Consider the following 15772-nt stretch of genomic DNA (forward strand, 5'->3'; position numbering starts at 1 on the left):
TTGGCAGAATCCAGTTACCCCTTTGATGCGAGTAATTCGAGCGGCGGCACGGCTGTCGTCTCTCAGACGCAGTGGCAAGACATGGCCGTGCGGTGGGCTCCTGATGGCATCGACTACCGGCTGACGGGCCCGAGCCCGACAGACCTCCCCTTCTCCGCGGCCGTCGTCAACGGCCGCCAGGTCCAAGTCCGGAGCGGAGCTGCGTGGGTCGGCGGCTTCTACTACCGCTCTACCGCGACGGTCTCTCTCGACATCGCGGAGACGACGACGAAGGCCCGGAAGGACCTGATCGTGATCCGGCTGGACATGGCCCAGTCAGCGGCAAGGCTCGCCGTCCTCAAGGGCGTTGAGTCGGCCACGCCGACCGAGCCCCGCCCCACTCAGGTCCGCGGTGCCATCTGGGAAACGCCCCTGTGGGCCGTCGACGTCCCCGCAGCCAACGGCGCCGTCACGGTCACGCGGCGGGGCCCCTTCGCAATGCCCGCCCCGGTGGCGTACCCATGGGGAGCCGAGGACAGCGCCCTTCTGGTCCCGCGGAACACACTCGCCTACGACCTCGATGCGAACAACGACGGTGGCCAGCAGGAAGCCTGGCACGGACACGACGGCTACGCCGTGACTCGGCACCTGGGCAAGTCGGAGACGTACACCCCGAGCACCATCAACACCAGCTTCCAGCTCCCAAGCGCCGACCGAGTCGGGCGATGGCGCTGGATCGCTCCTAACGTCATGTGGTTCCAGATCACCATTCGGAACTCGCTTGATCAGGGAGCGATGGTGAAGGGCGGCGAATGGCGAGTCGGTGTGACGCTGCCAAGGAAGTGCAATCCCCGGGGAATTCAGGTCCTGCACGGCTATATGTCGAATCCTGACCTCTCCGGCAACTTGCCCAACATGATTTCGGTGACGGCGACTACGGAACCAGGAACTTCGACTCTTCTCCTCCACACGCCCAACAACAAGACGCCCAGCGAAGGCCTTGATGGTCTGCGCGGCTTCCCCGCGAAGTCGACGTACAGCATCTCCGGCGTCCTCGAAGCCAACGAGTTGAAGGAGTAGGCGCATGCGGCATCTCTACGGCGGCACGGCCGCCGACGTTGCTGAGGACGCCTCTGGCGTACGTGTCCCCGGGGCGACAGGAACCGTCTGGACTGGCCCCGGCGAGGGCGCCACTCAGATCACTGACCTCCTGGCGCTCGACGGCGCCCCCATGCAGCAGCTCGTAGCCGACTCCGCGGGCATGCTCCCGGCCTTCTACGGGCCGGAGAGCAAGACACGGGTGTGGGTCGACTTCGGTGGGGCTCGGGTGGCTTTAGTCGCCACGGACACCGCAGACAGGCTCAGCGAGCACCAGGCCGCGGCGGACCCTCACGGCTCCACCACGGCGGCCGTCGAGGCGATCCAGGCCCGCATGGGCCGACCGCTCGGCTTCGCCCAGCTCGACGAGAACGGCCGTGTCCCGGCCTCGCAGCTCCCGCTCTGCCCCTGCCAGACGAAGCCTCCGCAGACGGCTGCGGAGTAGTCAGCCAGCCGTCACGGGGTGAGGCTGACTCGGGGGCAGTCCGGTAGGCGCCCTACAAGAGTTCGCCGTCCTTGAGTTCATTGAGCGCTTCACAGACCCGGTCAGCGCGGGCCTGGCCCTTGTACCGGTGCACCACGGTCTGTGTGCCACGGCTGTTCACGCGCCTCACCTCAAAGTGATGCCCCCACTTCTCATTCCACTGCTCTCCGCTTACTTCGTAACGCTCAACGCTCAGCATGGCAGGACGCTAGCACTCAACTGCCGCTCTATGAGGGCCTGTTCGATCATTCGCTGTCCCCGAACGTGTCCTGAGGCGGGTCGAGCGTCTTGATTGCGAGCCACAAGCCCGGGGCGTTAGTTCGCCCAGCTGTCTCCGTAAGTCCGTGGAGTTCCTGAGCCGCCTCCTTCCGAATTGCTTTACGAAGACCCTCTTGAGCGTTCTCGACTTCGCTCATCACGCTCCCCTTTCCCTGCCAAACGATGCGGCCACAGGCTACAGCCCTGAGGGCCGCATTTTCTATGCCCTCGGAGGCTTATGACCTTCGCTCAGATCCTGTCGACCTCTGCCGCCCTCGCCTCTGTCACTGCCGCGGCCGTCGTCGTTCTCGCTTCCTTCCGAACGAGCGCCGCACGCGTATGGCGCGAAGAAGCCGAAGCCCAGAAGGAGAGGGCCGATCGCCTTGCTGGTGACCTCGACGAGATCAAGGCTCGCCTAGCCCGTATTGAAGCCGAGAATGCCCGGCTCATAACTCTTCTTACTTCTCTTGACCCTGCCCGTCTCGCTGTCGTGCGACTGACGGATGACTCTTCGGAGGATTAATGGCCACACCGATGACACCTGCTCAGATAAAGGCCCAGCTCCGCAAGTTCGGAGTTCCGTTCAAGGAGTTCCGATCCTGGGCATCCCACAATCGGAATCACAAGGGTTCCTGGGGGCCCGTGAACGGTTTCATGGTCCACCACACGGGCTCTGACGCCGACGATCAGCGAGCGATGCTCTACGAGGGCATCAGCGGTCTTCCGGGCCCGCTCTGCCACTTCGGGCTCGACCAGGACGGCACCGTTCACCTCATCGGCTGGGGCCGGGCGAATCATGCTGGCTCCGGTGACCCTGACGTTCTCCGGGCAGTTCAGAACGAGGACTACGGCAAGAACCCTCCGGCCGACAACGAGTCGAGCGTCGACGGCAACGCCCGCTTCTACGGTGTGGAGATCTGGTACTCAGGCTCTCACCGGATGTCTGACGCTCAGTACAGGACGCTGCTCAAGCTTGCTGCTGCTGTCTGCGACTTCCACGGCTGGTCGGAGAAGTCCGTCATCGGGCATGGCGAGTGGGGCTCTCCCGGCAAGTGGGATCCGGGTTACAAGCCGGGCCACATGATGGACATGGCCGCGGTGCGGGCCGACGTGAAGGCGGCCCTCAAGCCGGGCGGCAAGCCGCCCACGAAGCCGAAGCCGGACAAGCCGAAGCCCAAGCCGCCGACGAAGCCCGGCCCCTTCCCCGGCGCCGCGTACTTCCGTCCAGGCGCCAGAAACAAGTACGTGACCCAGCTCGGCAAGCGGCTCGTGCAGCGCGGCTACGGCCGCTTCTATGCCGAGGGCCCAGGCCCGACGTGGACGAGCGTCGACCGAGCCGCAGTACGCGCCTTCCAGCACGACCAGGGATGGTCTGGCAGCGACGCCGACGGATACCCAGGCCGTGAGACGTGGCGTCGCCTGTTCAGCTAGTTACAGCCTTGTCGGATCGTTGCTCATCAACTTGAAGTTATCGCAATACCAGCCAACGCCTGCGGGTACTCCAGCGTTCTCAAGAACCATTTGCACCAAGGACAGATAGATGTCGTGCGTGCTCTGCCCATTTCCCGGAGTGAGCGTTCCATGCGAGCCATGGAGTTCCGAAGCACTCTCAAAGCCTGACGGGATTCTGAGAGTGATTGAGAAAAAGAGACTGCCCGGTTCCGCCAACTCGCCCGGAAACGACTCTCGATTGATCTGCACTATGCACCTTCCATCAGTTAACTCACATCAAGGAGTGATGAATCATTATCACTGACTTCATCTCTGCCCATGCTGTCCGGCTCCATTCCATCCTGTCCGCGGTTCTGATCTCCCTGCCGATCATCTGGCCAGACATCGACTGGAAGGCCCTTGCCGCGGCTGCTGCGGCCCTTCTCGGTACCGGTGTGGCTGCGGCCCGGCACGAGGACACCAAGACGGCTGCGGCGCTGGCTGTGCCGCCGGACACCAACTGGTGATCGAGCCCTGAACATGCGAAAGCCCCCGGCTGGTAGCTAGCCAGCCGGGGGCCTGCCTCGCCTGAGGGCTTCGCGCGTCCACAGTGGCCCGGAGGCCCACCGTCAGGCATGTTGCCGTCCCGCGTGGTCCAGGTCCGAGAGAGCCCCGGCAAGCGGCTCCAGCGCGGGTGGGAGGTGGCGTCAGTCTATCGGACCAGGAGCCACCCCGTCCGCCGCATGCCTGACTCCCTGAAAACACGAAAGCCCCCTACCCATTTCGGGTAGGGGGCTTCTTTGCGTTTCGGTCACTGCCTTTCAGCTAACTCCGTGCGCGACCGTTCCACGTCCCAATGCGCTCGGCCGCTAGACACAAGTTCCTGAAACTTCTCGCACACCTCGGCTGTGTGTGGCTTGTACGGAACTGGCGCGACGTAGTCACTACCTCCACCGGGGCCTCCATGCCTTGTAGCATCTAGGTGGCACAGGTAGTAACGGTCAGTCCTCTTCGACTTCACCCAGGCCAGGAATGGGTACGTGCACCGCTTGCAGACTACTCGGCCGTCGTAATTGTAGAGGGACACAGACTCTCCTCTTGAATTTCCTAAACTCGTTCCTGCGGTGTGCCGTTGCCGTCCACGTAGAGCGTTCCCAGATCTCCGAAGGTCCCCGAGATTACCACCTTGGAAGGGTCATACGGATTGGGCGCGTTCTCGTGCCGCGGAATCGCTTCGCTCGCAAAAGCCGACATGGCCTTTCGCGCAAACCGTTCCGTGAGTCCGCTCTCTGTGGCGAGAGTGACCCGAGCGCACCCGAGATCGATATACCCATCTCCTGACGGGTTCTTGTGGTAGAAGCTCAGCATTACATCCACGTCGAACAGCTCCTCTGCTGGTGCTCGATGACGGGTGCACACCGTCAGACGCCTCAGCGCCCCACACGAGGCGGCATGTCGACGGGCCACTCATCCGGACCGATGGGGGGCTTACCTAATGCGTCCCGCGCCGCCTCGTGCTCGCCACATTCGCTACAGATTTCGATCTTTGCCACCCTGGACCGCGCGCCTACGTCCTCTCCGGGTTCGAGGAGAGGGCCGAGGCATCGAGGGCACAGCTTCATGTCATCTCCGGTTGTATCCACCTTCACCTTGGCTTCCTCAGTGCAGGGGCCTGTTGCCTGCCTGGCCCAGTGCCGTCAGATGTACAGGAGGCCCGCCCCCTGTGTCCGGGGATCGGGCCTCCTGGTGCTCGTCGTCGAGCTGGTCACTGCTAGGTGGTGAACGACCCTACGAACGTGTGGGCCATCTTCCGCTACGCCGTCCACGCTAGGTAGGTCGGCCAGTCCTGCGGAGGCGGTGTTCCGGGGGCAGCAGGTCGAGGCTCGCAGGCAAGATGGACGGTCCCTGAGCAGCCGCAGAAGAGGTGAGCGATGTCCCCGTACGTCGTGTGCTGACTCTGGCAGTGCCCACACTCGTACACATCAGCCATCCGTGCGGCCCCTACTTCCTCTGCTCGAACATGTTCATGGCCTCGTAGGCAACGAACGCGACGAACGAGTGCGGCTGTTGGCTGTTCCTCCTGCCCCAGAACCTCACTCCGTGCTCCTCAAGCTCGAACCCTTTCGCCTCAACTTCGCGCTGGCTGCCGTCTCGAAAGAGCACTACATAGGTGTGCACTGCTGCTCCCACGGAATGCGTATGGTGAGGGCCCGCCCCCAATCCGGAGTGCGGGCCCTCCTGGTCCTGGTGCTCGCTGTCAGCCGTTGGCCTTCTCGTAGGCCTCACGGATGTTCGCCGGGACACGGCCGCGGTCGTTGACCTCGAAGCCGTTCTCCTTCGCCCAGGTACGAATTGCTGCCGTGTCCTGGTTGCCGCCCTTGCCCTTGCCCGCAGCCGTCTTCGTGCCCCGGCTGCTGCCCGTCTTCCGGCCGCTCGTGACGTACTGCTCCAGGAGGCCGCGGAGCTTGTCGGCGTTCTTGGTGCTGAGGTCGATCTCGTACTGCCGACCGTCCAGGCCGAACGTCACGGTCTCGTCGGCCGTCTTGCCGTCGAGGTCATCGATCAGCTTGATTTCAACGCGCTGTGCCATGGTGGTGCCTTCCTCGAAAAGTGTTCGCTGATGATAGGTGACCTACAGATCACCAGGTCTCTTGAGGGCCCTTATCTGCTGATCGGCTCGACGCTGGATCAGCACGATTGCCCGTATGAGGAGCACGGTCGCTAGGACTGCTCCCACGTAGATGCCCCAGTACATGACGGTGCCGAGTACTGGTGTGTCCCTGAGGACCGATGTCGCGATGAGCCAGACGGCGCCGCAGGCGAACCATAAGGATCCTGCCCGCTCCGTCTCCCGCTTCGCGCTCTCCCGTATGGCGTGCTCTTCCGTCTTCAACTCGGTGACCCCCCAAGCGATTTGGGGGATCATCTCAGAGGCAAGGTAGGTCCGCTAGCGGGAATCCCGCTTCCGCGGATCGAGAGGCGGCTCGACCTCCAGCATGCCGAAGAGCCTCAAGACGGTCTGAAGCCTCCACGCGCGATCCAAGTACTGATTGAAGTATCCACGGCATACCGCTTCTCCGAAGTCCGGATATGGCCCGTACGGCATCGTCTCGTGGCACGTCACCCAGCCGCCCTTGTCGCTGGCGGCACGTGTTACCCGCTTCACGGCTCGTTGGTCGTGCGCTATCCCTGGCCGGAGAATGCACGTGGCGCACTTGTCCGAGAGGACTCGGATCTGCCCCGTCTCCTCATCGAGTACGCCCCGGGGTGGAGGCTCCGGTTCGTCGTCTACGACAGGGTCAGTCATCCTCGTTCCAGCGCTCTCCGGCATATGTCGGGTCGAAGCCGGGCGGTGGGACCGGCGAATCCGGGTAGCGCTCCTGGACCTGGCGGGCGTGCTCGTCGGCGGCCCTATGGCCCGCCTCGCAGTGGTAGATGATCGTGCCGGTGCCAGCGTGCGACGGCTGTCCCGTGACAGGGCCCTCGCAGGCATGGCCGCTACCGCTGTCGATGCACCAATCCCCTTCATGCCCTTGGACAATCGCCGCTTCTGCCATTCCGCTCTCACATCTCCTTCAGTTGCCGGATCACGTCCCGTGCCGCCTCTATGTCGATGTCCAGCGCTTCAGCAACACGCTGGCGGAGCTCTCTCGCAGCCCGTGACGGCGGCCCCGCCCACGTACGCCCTGCGCTCCGAACTTCTCCCACCAGTCCACTCGGAACGATCAACTGGCCATTCTTCAGAGTGACTTCGGCTGCGGCCAAGGACTTGAGAGCTGACTCTGGGAAGTTGACGAGCTTCGTCACTTCGTCCGCAGTCACACCCGCCCAGATCTCAACGACGCACAGGCGACGAGATCCGTCATAGACGGTCAGCAAGCGGCCGTTGAGACTGCCAGTCCGCTCCCCGTCGCCCTGATATTCAGTGGCCTCCGCGTCCTGCCCCGCTTCTTCCGCCTTGGTTGTTCGCCCCTCGTAGGCCTTCGCAATCTCCTGTGTGATGTGCGCCGCGCGATCCTTGTCGATCTCTGGGAGCTTGGCGCCCGCTGCATCCACCAGCCGGGCGAAGTCGCCCTTCGACAGGTGCAGCACGTACCGCAGAGCGTCGCCCTCAGCCTCCTGGGTGGCCTTGGCCTCCATGAGCCCTTGGTTGATGCGGTCGCGGGCCGCGCGGTTCGCCTCGCCCCTGGCTCGCCGCCACATCTCCGTAGGGACCGCACACAGGGCGCCCCAGTCTGCTTCGGTGAGGCAGAGCGAGTACCGGTTGATGACCCTGTCAGCCTTCTGCTTCTCTAGGTACTCATTGGCGGCCTCTACCACCTCCCAGACCCGATCATCAGAGATGTCGTACTCTTCCCAAATGGAACGGTCAGGGAACCCTACAAGCCCCTCAACATAATCCAGGATCTCGCACAGGATCGTGTGAGGTCCCCGAAGTCTGGCTTTACGCCTCCTACCAACCCCTGAGTACACCGCAGCTTGCACCGCAGCTAGGACCGCTTCCTCCTCCGGATCATTATTGCGGAAGGAATCCATATCGTGGAGCCCGTCCATGATTTCCGCTGGAAGCACGATTTCAAAATCGGGCTTTCCGGCCTTCTTCGGCTGCTCTTCGCCCGGTGACTGCCGAGTTGGCTTCTTCGGCTCGGGTAGCCCCTTGAGGATCTCCTGAATCACGTCAATGCTGTGGAATTCGTCAGGGGTCAGAAACCCTACGATCTCTTCTTTCCACAGAGCGTGATAAACCGGCCTGCCGAACTCCTCCGGCACTTGGACCGGGCCTCGCCCCTCAACGTCGACGAAGTACGGCGGGCCTTCCCTATCGCTCCGCTCGGATGCCACCGGCTCGCCTTTCCTGTATGTGAAGCGGACCTTCGTCCACGTCATGCCCTCATGGCTATCGTTGCTGACCTCAGGTTCCATCCCCCATGAGCGCACCTCACCCGCGATCCGCTCGCCTACTGCGGCATGGTCGGGCAGGTCGATGAGGACGGATACGAAGTCCCCTGCCGCCCTCACATAGATGCCATCACGCTGATGCCGGGCAGCAGAGGGGGACACGCGCCATCCAGCCGCGCGCAGTCTTCGTGACACAGTCGCCCCGTACCGCTCGGGCCTCTTGTTGCCCGGCGCGGGCAGACGTCCAGCCATGCGGTCCTTCCTAGACGAGGTGCCCCAGCTCGATGCGATAGGGGTCCCTGGAGGGGCCCTTGCCCCCCTTCTTCGGCGGCCGCGGCGGTCGAGCTGGAGGAGCCAGCGACGCGGCGGGGACGACCCTCAGACTAGGCCGACCAGGAGCCGACTGGGACAGCAACCTGAAGATGATCGGCTTCGTTCCCGGGTTGCCGGTCGATACCCGTTCCCACGTCACCCGGGGATCCCTGTCAGCCTCGTCTCTGATCTGCTGTGCGCCGAAGCGCGAGCCGACTGCCCTCAGCATCTCGGTAGCGGTCATCTCTCCGCCGTGTCGGTCGAGAGCATCCGCCATGAGGTCGGCCAGGGGACGCGGGACACGCCCCGGCTTCGGTGCCTCCTCCAGTACTCCTTTGATCGACCTGTTTGCGTAGCCCACGAAGGCCGCTGCCGCATCAACTGCCTTGCCGCTGATCTCCTCCTTCATGTTCGCTGCCGACAGGATCGTAGCGACCCTCAGCGTCTGCTCGAACGCCCTCTCGTAGAAGACGCTCACTTCCTCCGGCGTCGCCTCCAACTCAGCGCGGAGGACAGGCCGAAGGGCGTTGAGACGGGCTACAGCTTTGGCCGACCAATGCATGGTGCGCGGTTCGCTCGTCGCCCACCGGTAGGCATCGCGCAGTGCCGTTGCTGGCTTTACGTCCTCCAAAGGCGCCCGCTCTTCGAGGGGAATCGGAATTTCTTGTGATGACTGCACGCGAATGAAGAGCATGCGGTTGAAGAGACCGCTGGCTGCACTCTGCGGCTTGGCCACCAGGCGGAAGGTAGCAGGCTGGATATGCGCATAGAGACCCAGCAGCGGGGCGGGGACCACGGTTTCAACGTTCCCCTTCGAGGTCTTGACCGTGTTCGAGATCCGCTTTCGCTCCCACGCCTTAATCAGAGTGCTGCCGAAATCGGTGTCCTTGTTCACCGCCTTCAGAGTGTGGGACAACTCTTCTTCGAAGAGAAGGGCCCGACCGTCGGCTCCCTGTTCCGACCTCTCCGTGTCCTCTTCCAGCTCCGCAAGGCTCTGCACGATCGCGGCGCCCGATTTGAACGAGTCCCGCACGCGAGTGGACAGGAACCGCGTCAAGGACGGCCCCATTAGGCGCCACGCCGCGTCAGCCGTGACGCCCTTCGCCCCCGTGCCAGATCGCCCTACCAGGACCGCCCAGACGACCGCGGGACGGCCTGAACGAGGCTGGCTTATGTGCCCCTGCACGGCGGCTGACCAAAGGGCCAGCAGCGAAGCCAGGACGCCGACCGGATCGGCCTCCGTGTGCGGCATCGCTCGCCGCACCGCATGTCCTATGGCCCCGTACGCCATGTCATCAATGCTGCCGTACTCCTCCATCGCTCCCCCTCTCAGGCGGCCTCGTACGCCGACTTCGGCAGAGTGCAAATCTTCTCCAGCTCATCAGCCATCTTGTCCCCGTGCGGCTTGCACAGGAGATGCTTCTTGCCTCGGAACGTGATCTCGTCCGTCGCCTCTGCCTCCTTTCTGTTCGCGTGGCAGATGTCGCACAGGTCGAGACTGACCGTCTTCGTTGCCATGAATCCTCCTTCGGCATAAGTGCCCATGGAAAGGGCCCGATACGCCGTAGCGCATCGGGCCCAACCAGTAAGAACTCAGCTCAGTACTGCACGCGTCCCAGGACCGCTACCTGAAGGATGGTGTCAGCAACTCCCGCGTCAATGCTGGCGATACACCCGTCAGCATCGGAGAGGAGATCGCGACTCCCCCGCTTCACTGCGTCGGCAGCCGGGAAATCCTTCCTTCTGATCTTGCGGGCAGCGCTCATGATGTCCTCGTGGGTGACCCTGTGTTGCGAAATCCGCCCCGGTTCCTCGACGTCGCAGTAGCGGGCCTGAACATCCGTGTACATTCGAACGATCCACGACCACCCGTCAGGCGCCCCTCGATTGGTGCCGTAATCCCAACCATCAGGCTCGCACGTCTCCCACCATGAGTACGCCTCGATGGCTCCCGAGCCGAAGATGGCGCTTTCGCTTTCCTGTTGATTCGCTGCTCTGGCCGTGCTGATCACTGCCTGTCTCCCGTCCCTCCGCCGACGGCTCCCCAGAAGCCGCCCTGCACGCTGCCGAACCGCACCCTACTCCGCAGGGCAGTCCTCGTGTTCCTCGTGGGCGTCGAGCGTGACTTGCTCCTCGCCAGAAGGCCAATCCTGATAGACAACGAATGCTTCCTTGCACTCCTCGCATCTGTAGATGACGTTTACGCCCGTCGCCTTACCTGGCACCTCTGCCCCGCCCTTCCGTCTGGTAGGAGATCACTCAGTCTCTGCCATCTCGGGCAACGCCGCGACGATAACGCGTTTCGCCCATCCCCGGCATGTCTCCTGATCGACATCGCGCGCGTCGTCTGACCATGTCCATACTGCATTGGTTCCGTATGTCTCGTACTGCTCCCGCACCGCCTCCATTATGCGGGTGATCGGAAGCCTTTCGGGAAGACTCCCTAACTCCTCCGCAGGCGTGTTGCGCGCGTACGCGGAACACAAAGCGTTGGCCATATCGTCCAAGCTCAGATGATGCACAACCTGGGCCGTGATGCGCTTTGTATGCTTCCCTGTACGCCTGTTCACCCAGGTGCGGACCACTGGACGCGCCATTTCCGTGCCTCCCCTATCTGAGCGGCCACAGCCTTACTCTATCGGTGTACTCCCTGAACGGGGCGGGGATCCAATTATTCTCCCGCCCCTCCCTGAGCATGAAGGCGTACTGTCGTTGCCACTCGCCTACGCGTGGCGTCATACTCCAGCCGTCCATTCGATGCTGTCTGGCTCTTATCCTGGCCCGCTGGAACTTGCGGCCCTTATGCCAGCGGCAATAGATCGGGCGACCAAGTGACGTCTTGTTCTTCTCGTGTTGTCGCTTACGCAACTCCGCCTCGCGCTTCAACAACACTTCAGCCCTCACTCACTGTGTCCGTGCCGACGGCTTCAATGCTGCCCGTCGACAGGTCGAGTTCGTAGCCCTTCTCCAAGAGCATGAGCCAGACCTGACGCTTCACCCTGCGGGCAGAGCGTAAAGGGTGCGCGGAAACTTCCATTGAAACCGTTCTGCGCTGCGGACCCGGATCCGAGTAGTAAACGAACGTGACCCTGTATGCAATCCACTCTTCTGGCATTGTGACCTACTTCGCTAGCTTCTCCGGCACCCAATAGAAGTCCCCGTAATCGGCCAGTTCCCAAGCGGCCGTTTCCTTGTCTTCCAGGTAATCGGGAGCATCCGCACCGACGTGGCATTTCCGGAGAATGCCCATGACGACATCATTCAGTACGAGATTGCTCGGAGTCCCCAATGCGATGAAGCTGTCCGGACACTCTTCCGCCCCCAGGAAAGTGCAGCCCTCATCCTGCCGAAGACTCAGACGCACGCCCTTGACTCCGGGAGTCCATTCGATATCTACCCAGACGTCAAATAGGTTCGGGCTGATACCAACTGCCTTGTGTGTGTAGCTCATCTGCCTACTTTCAGAGCCGGTTGGAATGTCCGCGCGCATGGACGAGATCAACGCTGCCGCCCCGGCAGTGCGGGCACGGCGCCGATACGTCGTTCTGCCATTGCTGCTTCGACACTTCGACCCGTTGCCCACACGCACCGCACGGAATGCGGATTCGGCACGACTCGCAGTAGCGGCAGGGGTCGACTACTCGCACCCCATCCTCAAGGGCCTCAGCCGACCATCCGTCGGACAGCTCCGACTCATCTCCCGCACGTACCCTGTCCATTGCCTCACGCCAGAGGCCATGCCCGAAGGGGTCAGCGGCCTCCCACTCCGCCAGGACTTCGTCACGCCGCCGGGCGTTCTCGGCCCGCTCTGCGGTGGTGTAGGCAACCGACACCGGTGCCGTGCCGCTGCCGTTCGGGTAGGTGTGGTAAACCGCCCCCGCCTCACTCGCGTACAAGTGAAAGCGAAGGTCCATCGCGATTGCCTGTGAACTCCGGTGCATCAGGCTTCAGCCCTTCTCGATCGGTCGGTAGATAGTGTTCCGCTCACCTTCACACCCGTGCGTCTCACATCGGGGCTCGCAATAGAAGTGCTTGTCCCCATATCGCTCCGAACAGGCCCAATGCGTCACCGTCTCTTCGCACGATGCACCGCACCTGATTCCATACTGAGCAACGAAGCTGTTGTAGTGCGGGCCGACCCTCTTAGACATTTCCCCTCCTAGGTACAGAGCAAAGGACGCGGTAGGAACTTCTCCGCTCCACGCCCTTTGCTCCGTGGCTAGCGACGTAACTTGCATCTGCTTCTGTCGTTAGTTGGTGGCAAACCCGTCCAGCTCAGCCAGGATCATCAGCGCTTCGCTGACCGTGCTTACGTGATACGCAGGGTTGCCCTGCCGTTTGCGAATCAGATCCTGAAGACCGTTCGATGAGGCAGGCAGATAGCGGGCAATCATGATGTCTAGCGCGCCTACCCGCGTCTGATAGGTCCCGTGCTCACCCTTGAGGGTGATCACGTCGTATTCCGCCATTCTCATACCCCTGCCTGCATGGCCTCTGAGCGGTTCTCTAGAGGCCCAACACCGGGCGCAGGTCAAGTTGGCCGCAACCTCACGGCCAAGCTCTTCTGCGCCCGATATTGAGTCGCTAGTAGCGCGTCACGTCGTTGTCACCCAGGTACTCAATTTCGAGCGCCGTACCGGGCGAGAACCCTGCCGCGTACTTCTTAGCCGATGCTTCGGCCCGCTCCCGTGAATGCCAACTCGACTTGATCTCTGCACACTTCCGCCCGTCAGGCCCTGTCCAGCGGATTGCAACGGAATGTTTCGGCATCAGTCTTCCCTCTCGTTTCGTTCCGAGCATGAAGAAGGGGCACAGCCAACTACTCTGTGCCCCAAGTTCACGGCCGGAACTACATATCGACGAGGATCCCGCGTACCTCATCTATCAATCTCGGTCCGTCCTCGCCTAGCTCGTCGTCCCTTACGTACGTCTCATAGGCTTCCTGACATGCCGCCCTGTGTTTCTCAACGAGAAAGGAAGCCGCCCACCCGTTCTTGTTGTTGCCGACCGCTTCGTCTACCAGCGCCTTGAAATCCTCTTTCGAGGTATCGTCAGGAAGCTTCGCGGACGACTCGATGTGGAGATTTCCGGCACAGTCCAACCAGCCCGTAAGCAGAATCACCGTGCGATCACTTCCCCCACCTAGTCCACCAACCCCTGATCTCATCAGGAGTCGCGTCCGGATAATGCTCTTCAACCACCTGAGCAAAGGTTGCTTCGGGGTTCCGGAGGAGAACCCTCACGGCATTCATTGCCAACTCGATTACGTCAGACTCCGGACCTTCGGCAGATAGGTCGAGTGCATCCGTAATCAGGTCCTTACCTTGATCCAGAAGCTCGAACAGGTCGTGATCTGATGTGCCCATGGTTACGCCCCCTTCAGTTCGTTGATCCCGTCGCCCTTGCAGGCCGGGCACTCGCATTCGTGGACCCGGTGAAGCTACTCAGCTACCGCCGTACGCAGTAGACAGGAAAGGGCATGGAATCGACCCATGCCCCAATCCGTCGACTACGGAATTCACCTCACGCGAACGACTCCGGAAGTTCCTCGGTTATGTACGGCGCTTCACGGTGCCGGACGAATATCACAGCGTCCAAAAAGCGCTGAAGTGTCGATAGCCTCAAAGTCACGACATGCTCTCCCGCAGGAAGGAAGTCGAAATGTTCGGGCCGACGATGGCATATGACGCGGATACTCCGGTCATCCATTTGCACGACATCTTTTCGCGCAAGTGCTTTCGACTCCCCCAGAATGAACGGCTTACGCCGGACAACCTTGTGAAGAATCACCTTGTTCGTGTCCAGATCAATCATTGACTCTCCCTTTCCGAATGTCTGCCCCGGTCGAGACGTGCAGCACTTCCCCGTATTCATGCTGGGGGTGCCCCATCTCCTGATTTCGCAATCGGAGGTACGGGCCCAAGAGGTCATGCCCGTACCCAATCACCCGCGCTATTACCTCCATCCCTTGGCGGGGTTGGTAGATGACGAGGTCAGTGCAGCGATGCACGTTGTCAGCGAGCCTGATGCTGCAATTTCCCGTACTTGTTGATCCAATCCAGCACCTTGCAATTGCCTCGAATTGGGTTCCAGCACGTGAAGCACAGAGCTTCTTCCTTGCCAGTTTCGTAAAGTCGCACAAGTTGGCCAGGATGATTGCAACCACACCGGTCGCACTTCCTGTACGGACCGTACTTTTCGTTGGGGATAGGCATTACTCCGCCCCCTCTTCCGGACCCTGAGAATCCTTATTGTTCGAGATCGGTAACACCTTCGCACCGAGGATTCGGCCCCACATGCTCTTGGGGAAGATCTTCCGGGGGTCTGGCGCATCCAATGCCGCACTGTAGGCGTAGCGGTAGCCCGTATCCCCGTCGTCGTCCTCGAAGATGACCTCCCCATACCAGCGCGCTCTTCCCGGCTCTGACTGCCAAGCCATGCCAGCACCCCTAATACCGAGTGATGATGAATGCCGCTACAGCGAGCGCAGCGACAGCGAGAAACATGAACGGCCATGCGCCCATGCCAGGTCACCGGCCCTTTCGGGAAGTCGGTACGGCCGGAATCACTAATGCCTCATGGATGTGCCCCAGCGGAATATCCTCAACGAGACATCCCTCTGCCCGTACGCTCACCTTCGAACCCATGGATATCAGCACCCCAAAATGCATCTCACCTGCCCTGTCCGCGTACGACAGACCAACGGATTCCGAGGCACGCTTCCCCTGGAGCATTGCCCGTAGGGTCGCATGGTTGTACTTCGGTGCAGTCTTCATAACCCCTCCTACTGCATATGCCGACACTCCCCCCGGCCCACTCCCCGTCGGCGCTTAGAGACGTACTCAGACGGCATGGCGAGTGTCAGTCACCGTGCCGTAGTCGTCTTGCCGCATTCCTCTGGCGAGTGAGCCGTAGGCAATCTCAGTCGTGCAGTGCACCGGTACAACCCCGATGCTGGTGCGAGTGTCATTGGTGGCGTCATGCGCTCCCCGTTTCCGGGACTACGTGAACCCTCTGCACCTCACTGCGGTGCAGTCTCAGATGACGTTCTGAGCGGACGTTCGGCCTTTGGTGGCGTCAGCCTCCGACGCTGACCCCTTTCGAGCCTCAGAGACGCTTACAGACCCCGCCGCATAGTCCCGACGGTGGGAGCGGCTAGGCCGCTGCCTGTGTAGGTGTGACGCATAGTCCCGTCACTGGGAGACAGACGTTTCCGTGCTGTCACCGTGCGCCCCTGAGTAGGGAATGTGTGGTGGGTATCGAGCCTGAGCAGACCTAGCCACTCAGCGCCCGTGCATGTAGCGACCCACG

16 protein-coding genes are annotated in these 15772 nt (G+C 62.0%); 3 read left to right on the forward strand and 13 right to left on the reverse strand.

Annotated features, from left to right (window positions below; translation table 11 throughout):
- Both C9F11_RS10275 and C9F11_RS10280 read left to right on the forward strand, forming a co-directional pair.
- Entirely contained in the window at positions 1–1059 is a 1059-nt protein-coding gene (locus C9F11_RS10275) for a hypothetical protein (RefSeq protein WP_138958972.1), read from the forward strand.
- 4 nt (positions 1060–1063) lie between these two features.
- Positions 1064–1522, forward strand: coding sequence for a glycerophosphodiester phosphodiesterase (locus tag C9F11_RS10280; protein ID WP_138958973.1), 459 nt, complete (start codon positions 1064–1066; stop codon positions 1520–1522).
- Positions 1523–1574: 52 nt separating this feature from the next.
- Here C9F11_RS10280 and C9F11_RS10285 read toward each other — a convergent pair whose 3' ends face one another.
- A complete protein-coding gene (locus tag C9F11_RS10285) occupies positions 1575–1760 on the reverse strand; it encodes a hypothetical protein (RefSeq protein ID WP_138958974.1) in 186 nt (61 codons plus the stop codon).
- Positions 1761–2461: 701 nt separating this feature from the next.
- Between C9F11_RS10285 and C9F11_RS10295 the strand changes: the two genes are divergently transcribed.
- Positions 2462–3250, forward strand: coding sequence for a peptidoglycan-binding protein (locus C9F11_RS10295; RefSeq protein ID WP_346347244.1), 789 nt, complete (start codon positions 2462–2464; stop codon positions 3248–3250).
- 2001 nt (positions 3251–5251) lie between these two features.
- Here C9F11_RS10295 and C9F11_RS47315 read toward each other — a convergent pair.
- From C9F11_RS47315 to C9F11_RS10355, 12 genes are all read right to left on the reverse strand, one after another.
- Positions 5252–5428, reverse strand: a complete 177-nt coding sequence (locus C9F11_RS47315; protein WP_171075692.1) for a hypothetical protein — start codon at positions 5426–5428, stop codon at positions 5252–5254.
- Between the two features lie 79 nt (positions 5429–5507).
- Complete coding sequence (locus C9F11_RS10305; protein ID WP_138958976.1) at positions 5508–5840, reverse strand: Lsr2 family protein; 333 nt, start codon at positions 5838–5840, stop codon at positions 5508–5510.
- A gap of 709 nt (positions 5841–6549) precedes the next feature.
- Positions 6550–6807 carry a hypothetical protein gene (locus C9F11_RS10310; protein ID WP_138958977.1) on the reverse strand — a complete coding sequence of 86 codons (258 nt, stop codon included), beginning with the start codon at positions 6805–6807 and terminating at the stop codon, positions 6550–6552.
- A gap of 7 nt (positions 6808–6814) precedes the next feature.
- Complete coding sequence (locus C9F11_RS10315; protein ID WP_138958978.1) at positions 6815–8401, reverse strand: hypothetical protein; 1587 nt, start codon at positions 8399–8401, stop codon at positions 6815–6817.
- 10 nt (positions 8402–8411) lie between these two features.
- Positions 8412–9779 (reverse strand): DUF3987 domain-containing protein, encoded by a 1368-nt coding sequence (locus tag C9F11_RS10320; RefSeq protein ID WP_138958979.1) that lies wholly within the window; start codon positions 9777–9779, stop codon positions 8412–8414.
- 11 nt (positions 9780–9790) lie between these two features.
- The gene (locus C9F11_RS10325; protein WP_138958980.1) at positions 9791–9979 is read right to left on the reverse strand and encodes a hypothetical protein; all 189 of its coding nucleotides are present in this window, start codon (positions 9977–9979) and stop codon (positions 9791–9793) included.
- Positions 9980–10059: 80 nt separating this feature from the next.
- Complete coding sequence (locus C9F11_RS10330) at positions 10060–10473, reverse strand: hypothetical protein (RefSeq protein WP_138958981.1); 414 nt, start codon at positions 10471–10473, stop codon at positions 10060–10062.
- 1109 nt (positions 10474–11582) lie between these two features.
- Positions 11583–11912, reverse strand: coding sequence for a hypothetical protein (locus C9F11_RS10335; protein WP_138958982.1), 330 nt, complete (start codon positions 11910–11912; stop codon positions 11583–11585).
- A gap of 799 nt (positions 11913–12711) precedes the next feature.
- The gene (locus C9F11_RS10340; protein ID WP_138958983.1) at positions 12712–12930 is read right to left on the reverse strand and encodes a hypothetical protein; all 219 of its coding nucleotides are present in this window, start codon (positions 12928–12930) and stop codon (positions 12712–12714) included.
- A gap of 380 nt (positions 12931–13310) precedes the next feature.
- The gene (locus C9F11_RS10345; RefSeq protein ID WP_138958984.1) at positions 13311–13583 is read right to left on the reverse strand and encodes a hypothetical protein; all 273 of its coding nucleotides are present in this window, start codon (positions 13581–13583) and stop codon (positions 13311–13313) included.
- A 7-nt stretch (positions 13584–13590) separates the two neighbouring features.
- Positions 13591–13827: a hypothetical protein gene (locus C9F11_RS10350; protein ID WP_138958985.1), complete on the reverse strand. Its 237-nt coding sequence runs from the start codon at positions 13825–13827 to the stop codon at positions 13591–13593.
- A 157-nt stretch (positions 13828–13984) separates the two neighbouring features.
- On the reverse strand, positions 13985–14275 hold the full coding sequence (locus tag C9F11_RS10355) for a hypothetical protein (RefSeq protein ID WP_138958986.1): 291 nt from the start codon (positions 14273–14275) through the stop codon (positions 13985–13987).
- Positions 14276–15772: the final 1497 nt, after the last annotated feature.

Source organism: Streptomyces sp. YIM 121038, assembly GCF_006088715.1.
In the GTDB taxonomy this organism is placed as follows: domain Bacteria; phylum Actinomycetota; class Actinomycetes; order Streptomycetales; family Streptomycetaceae; genus Streptomyces.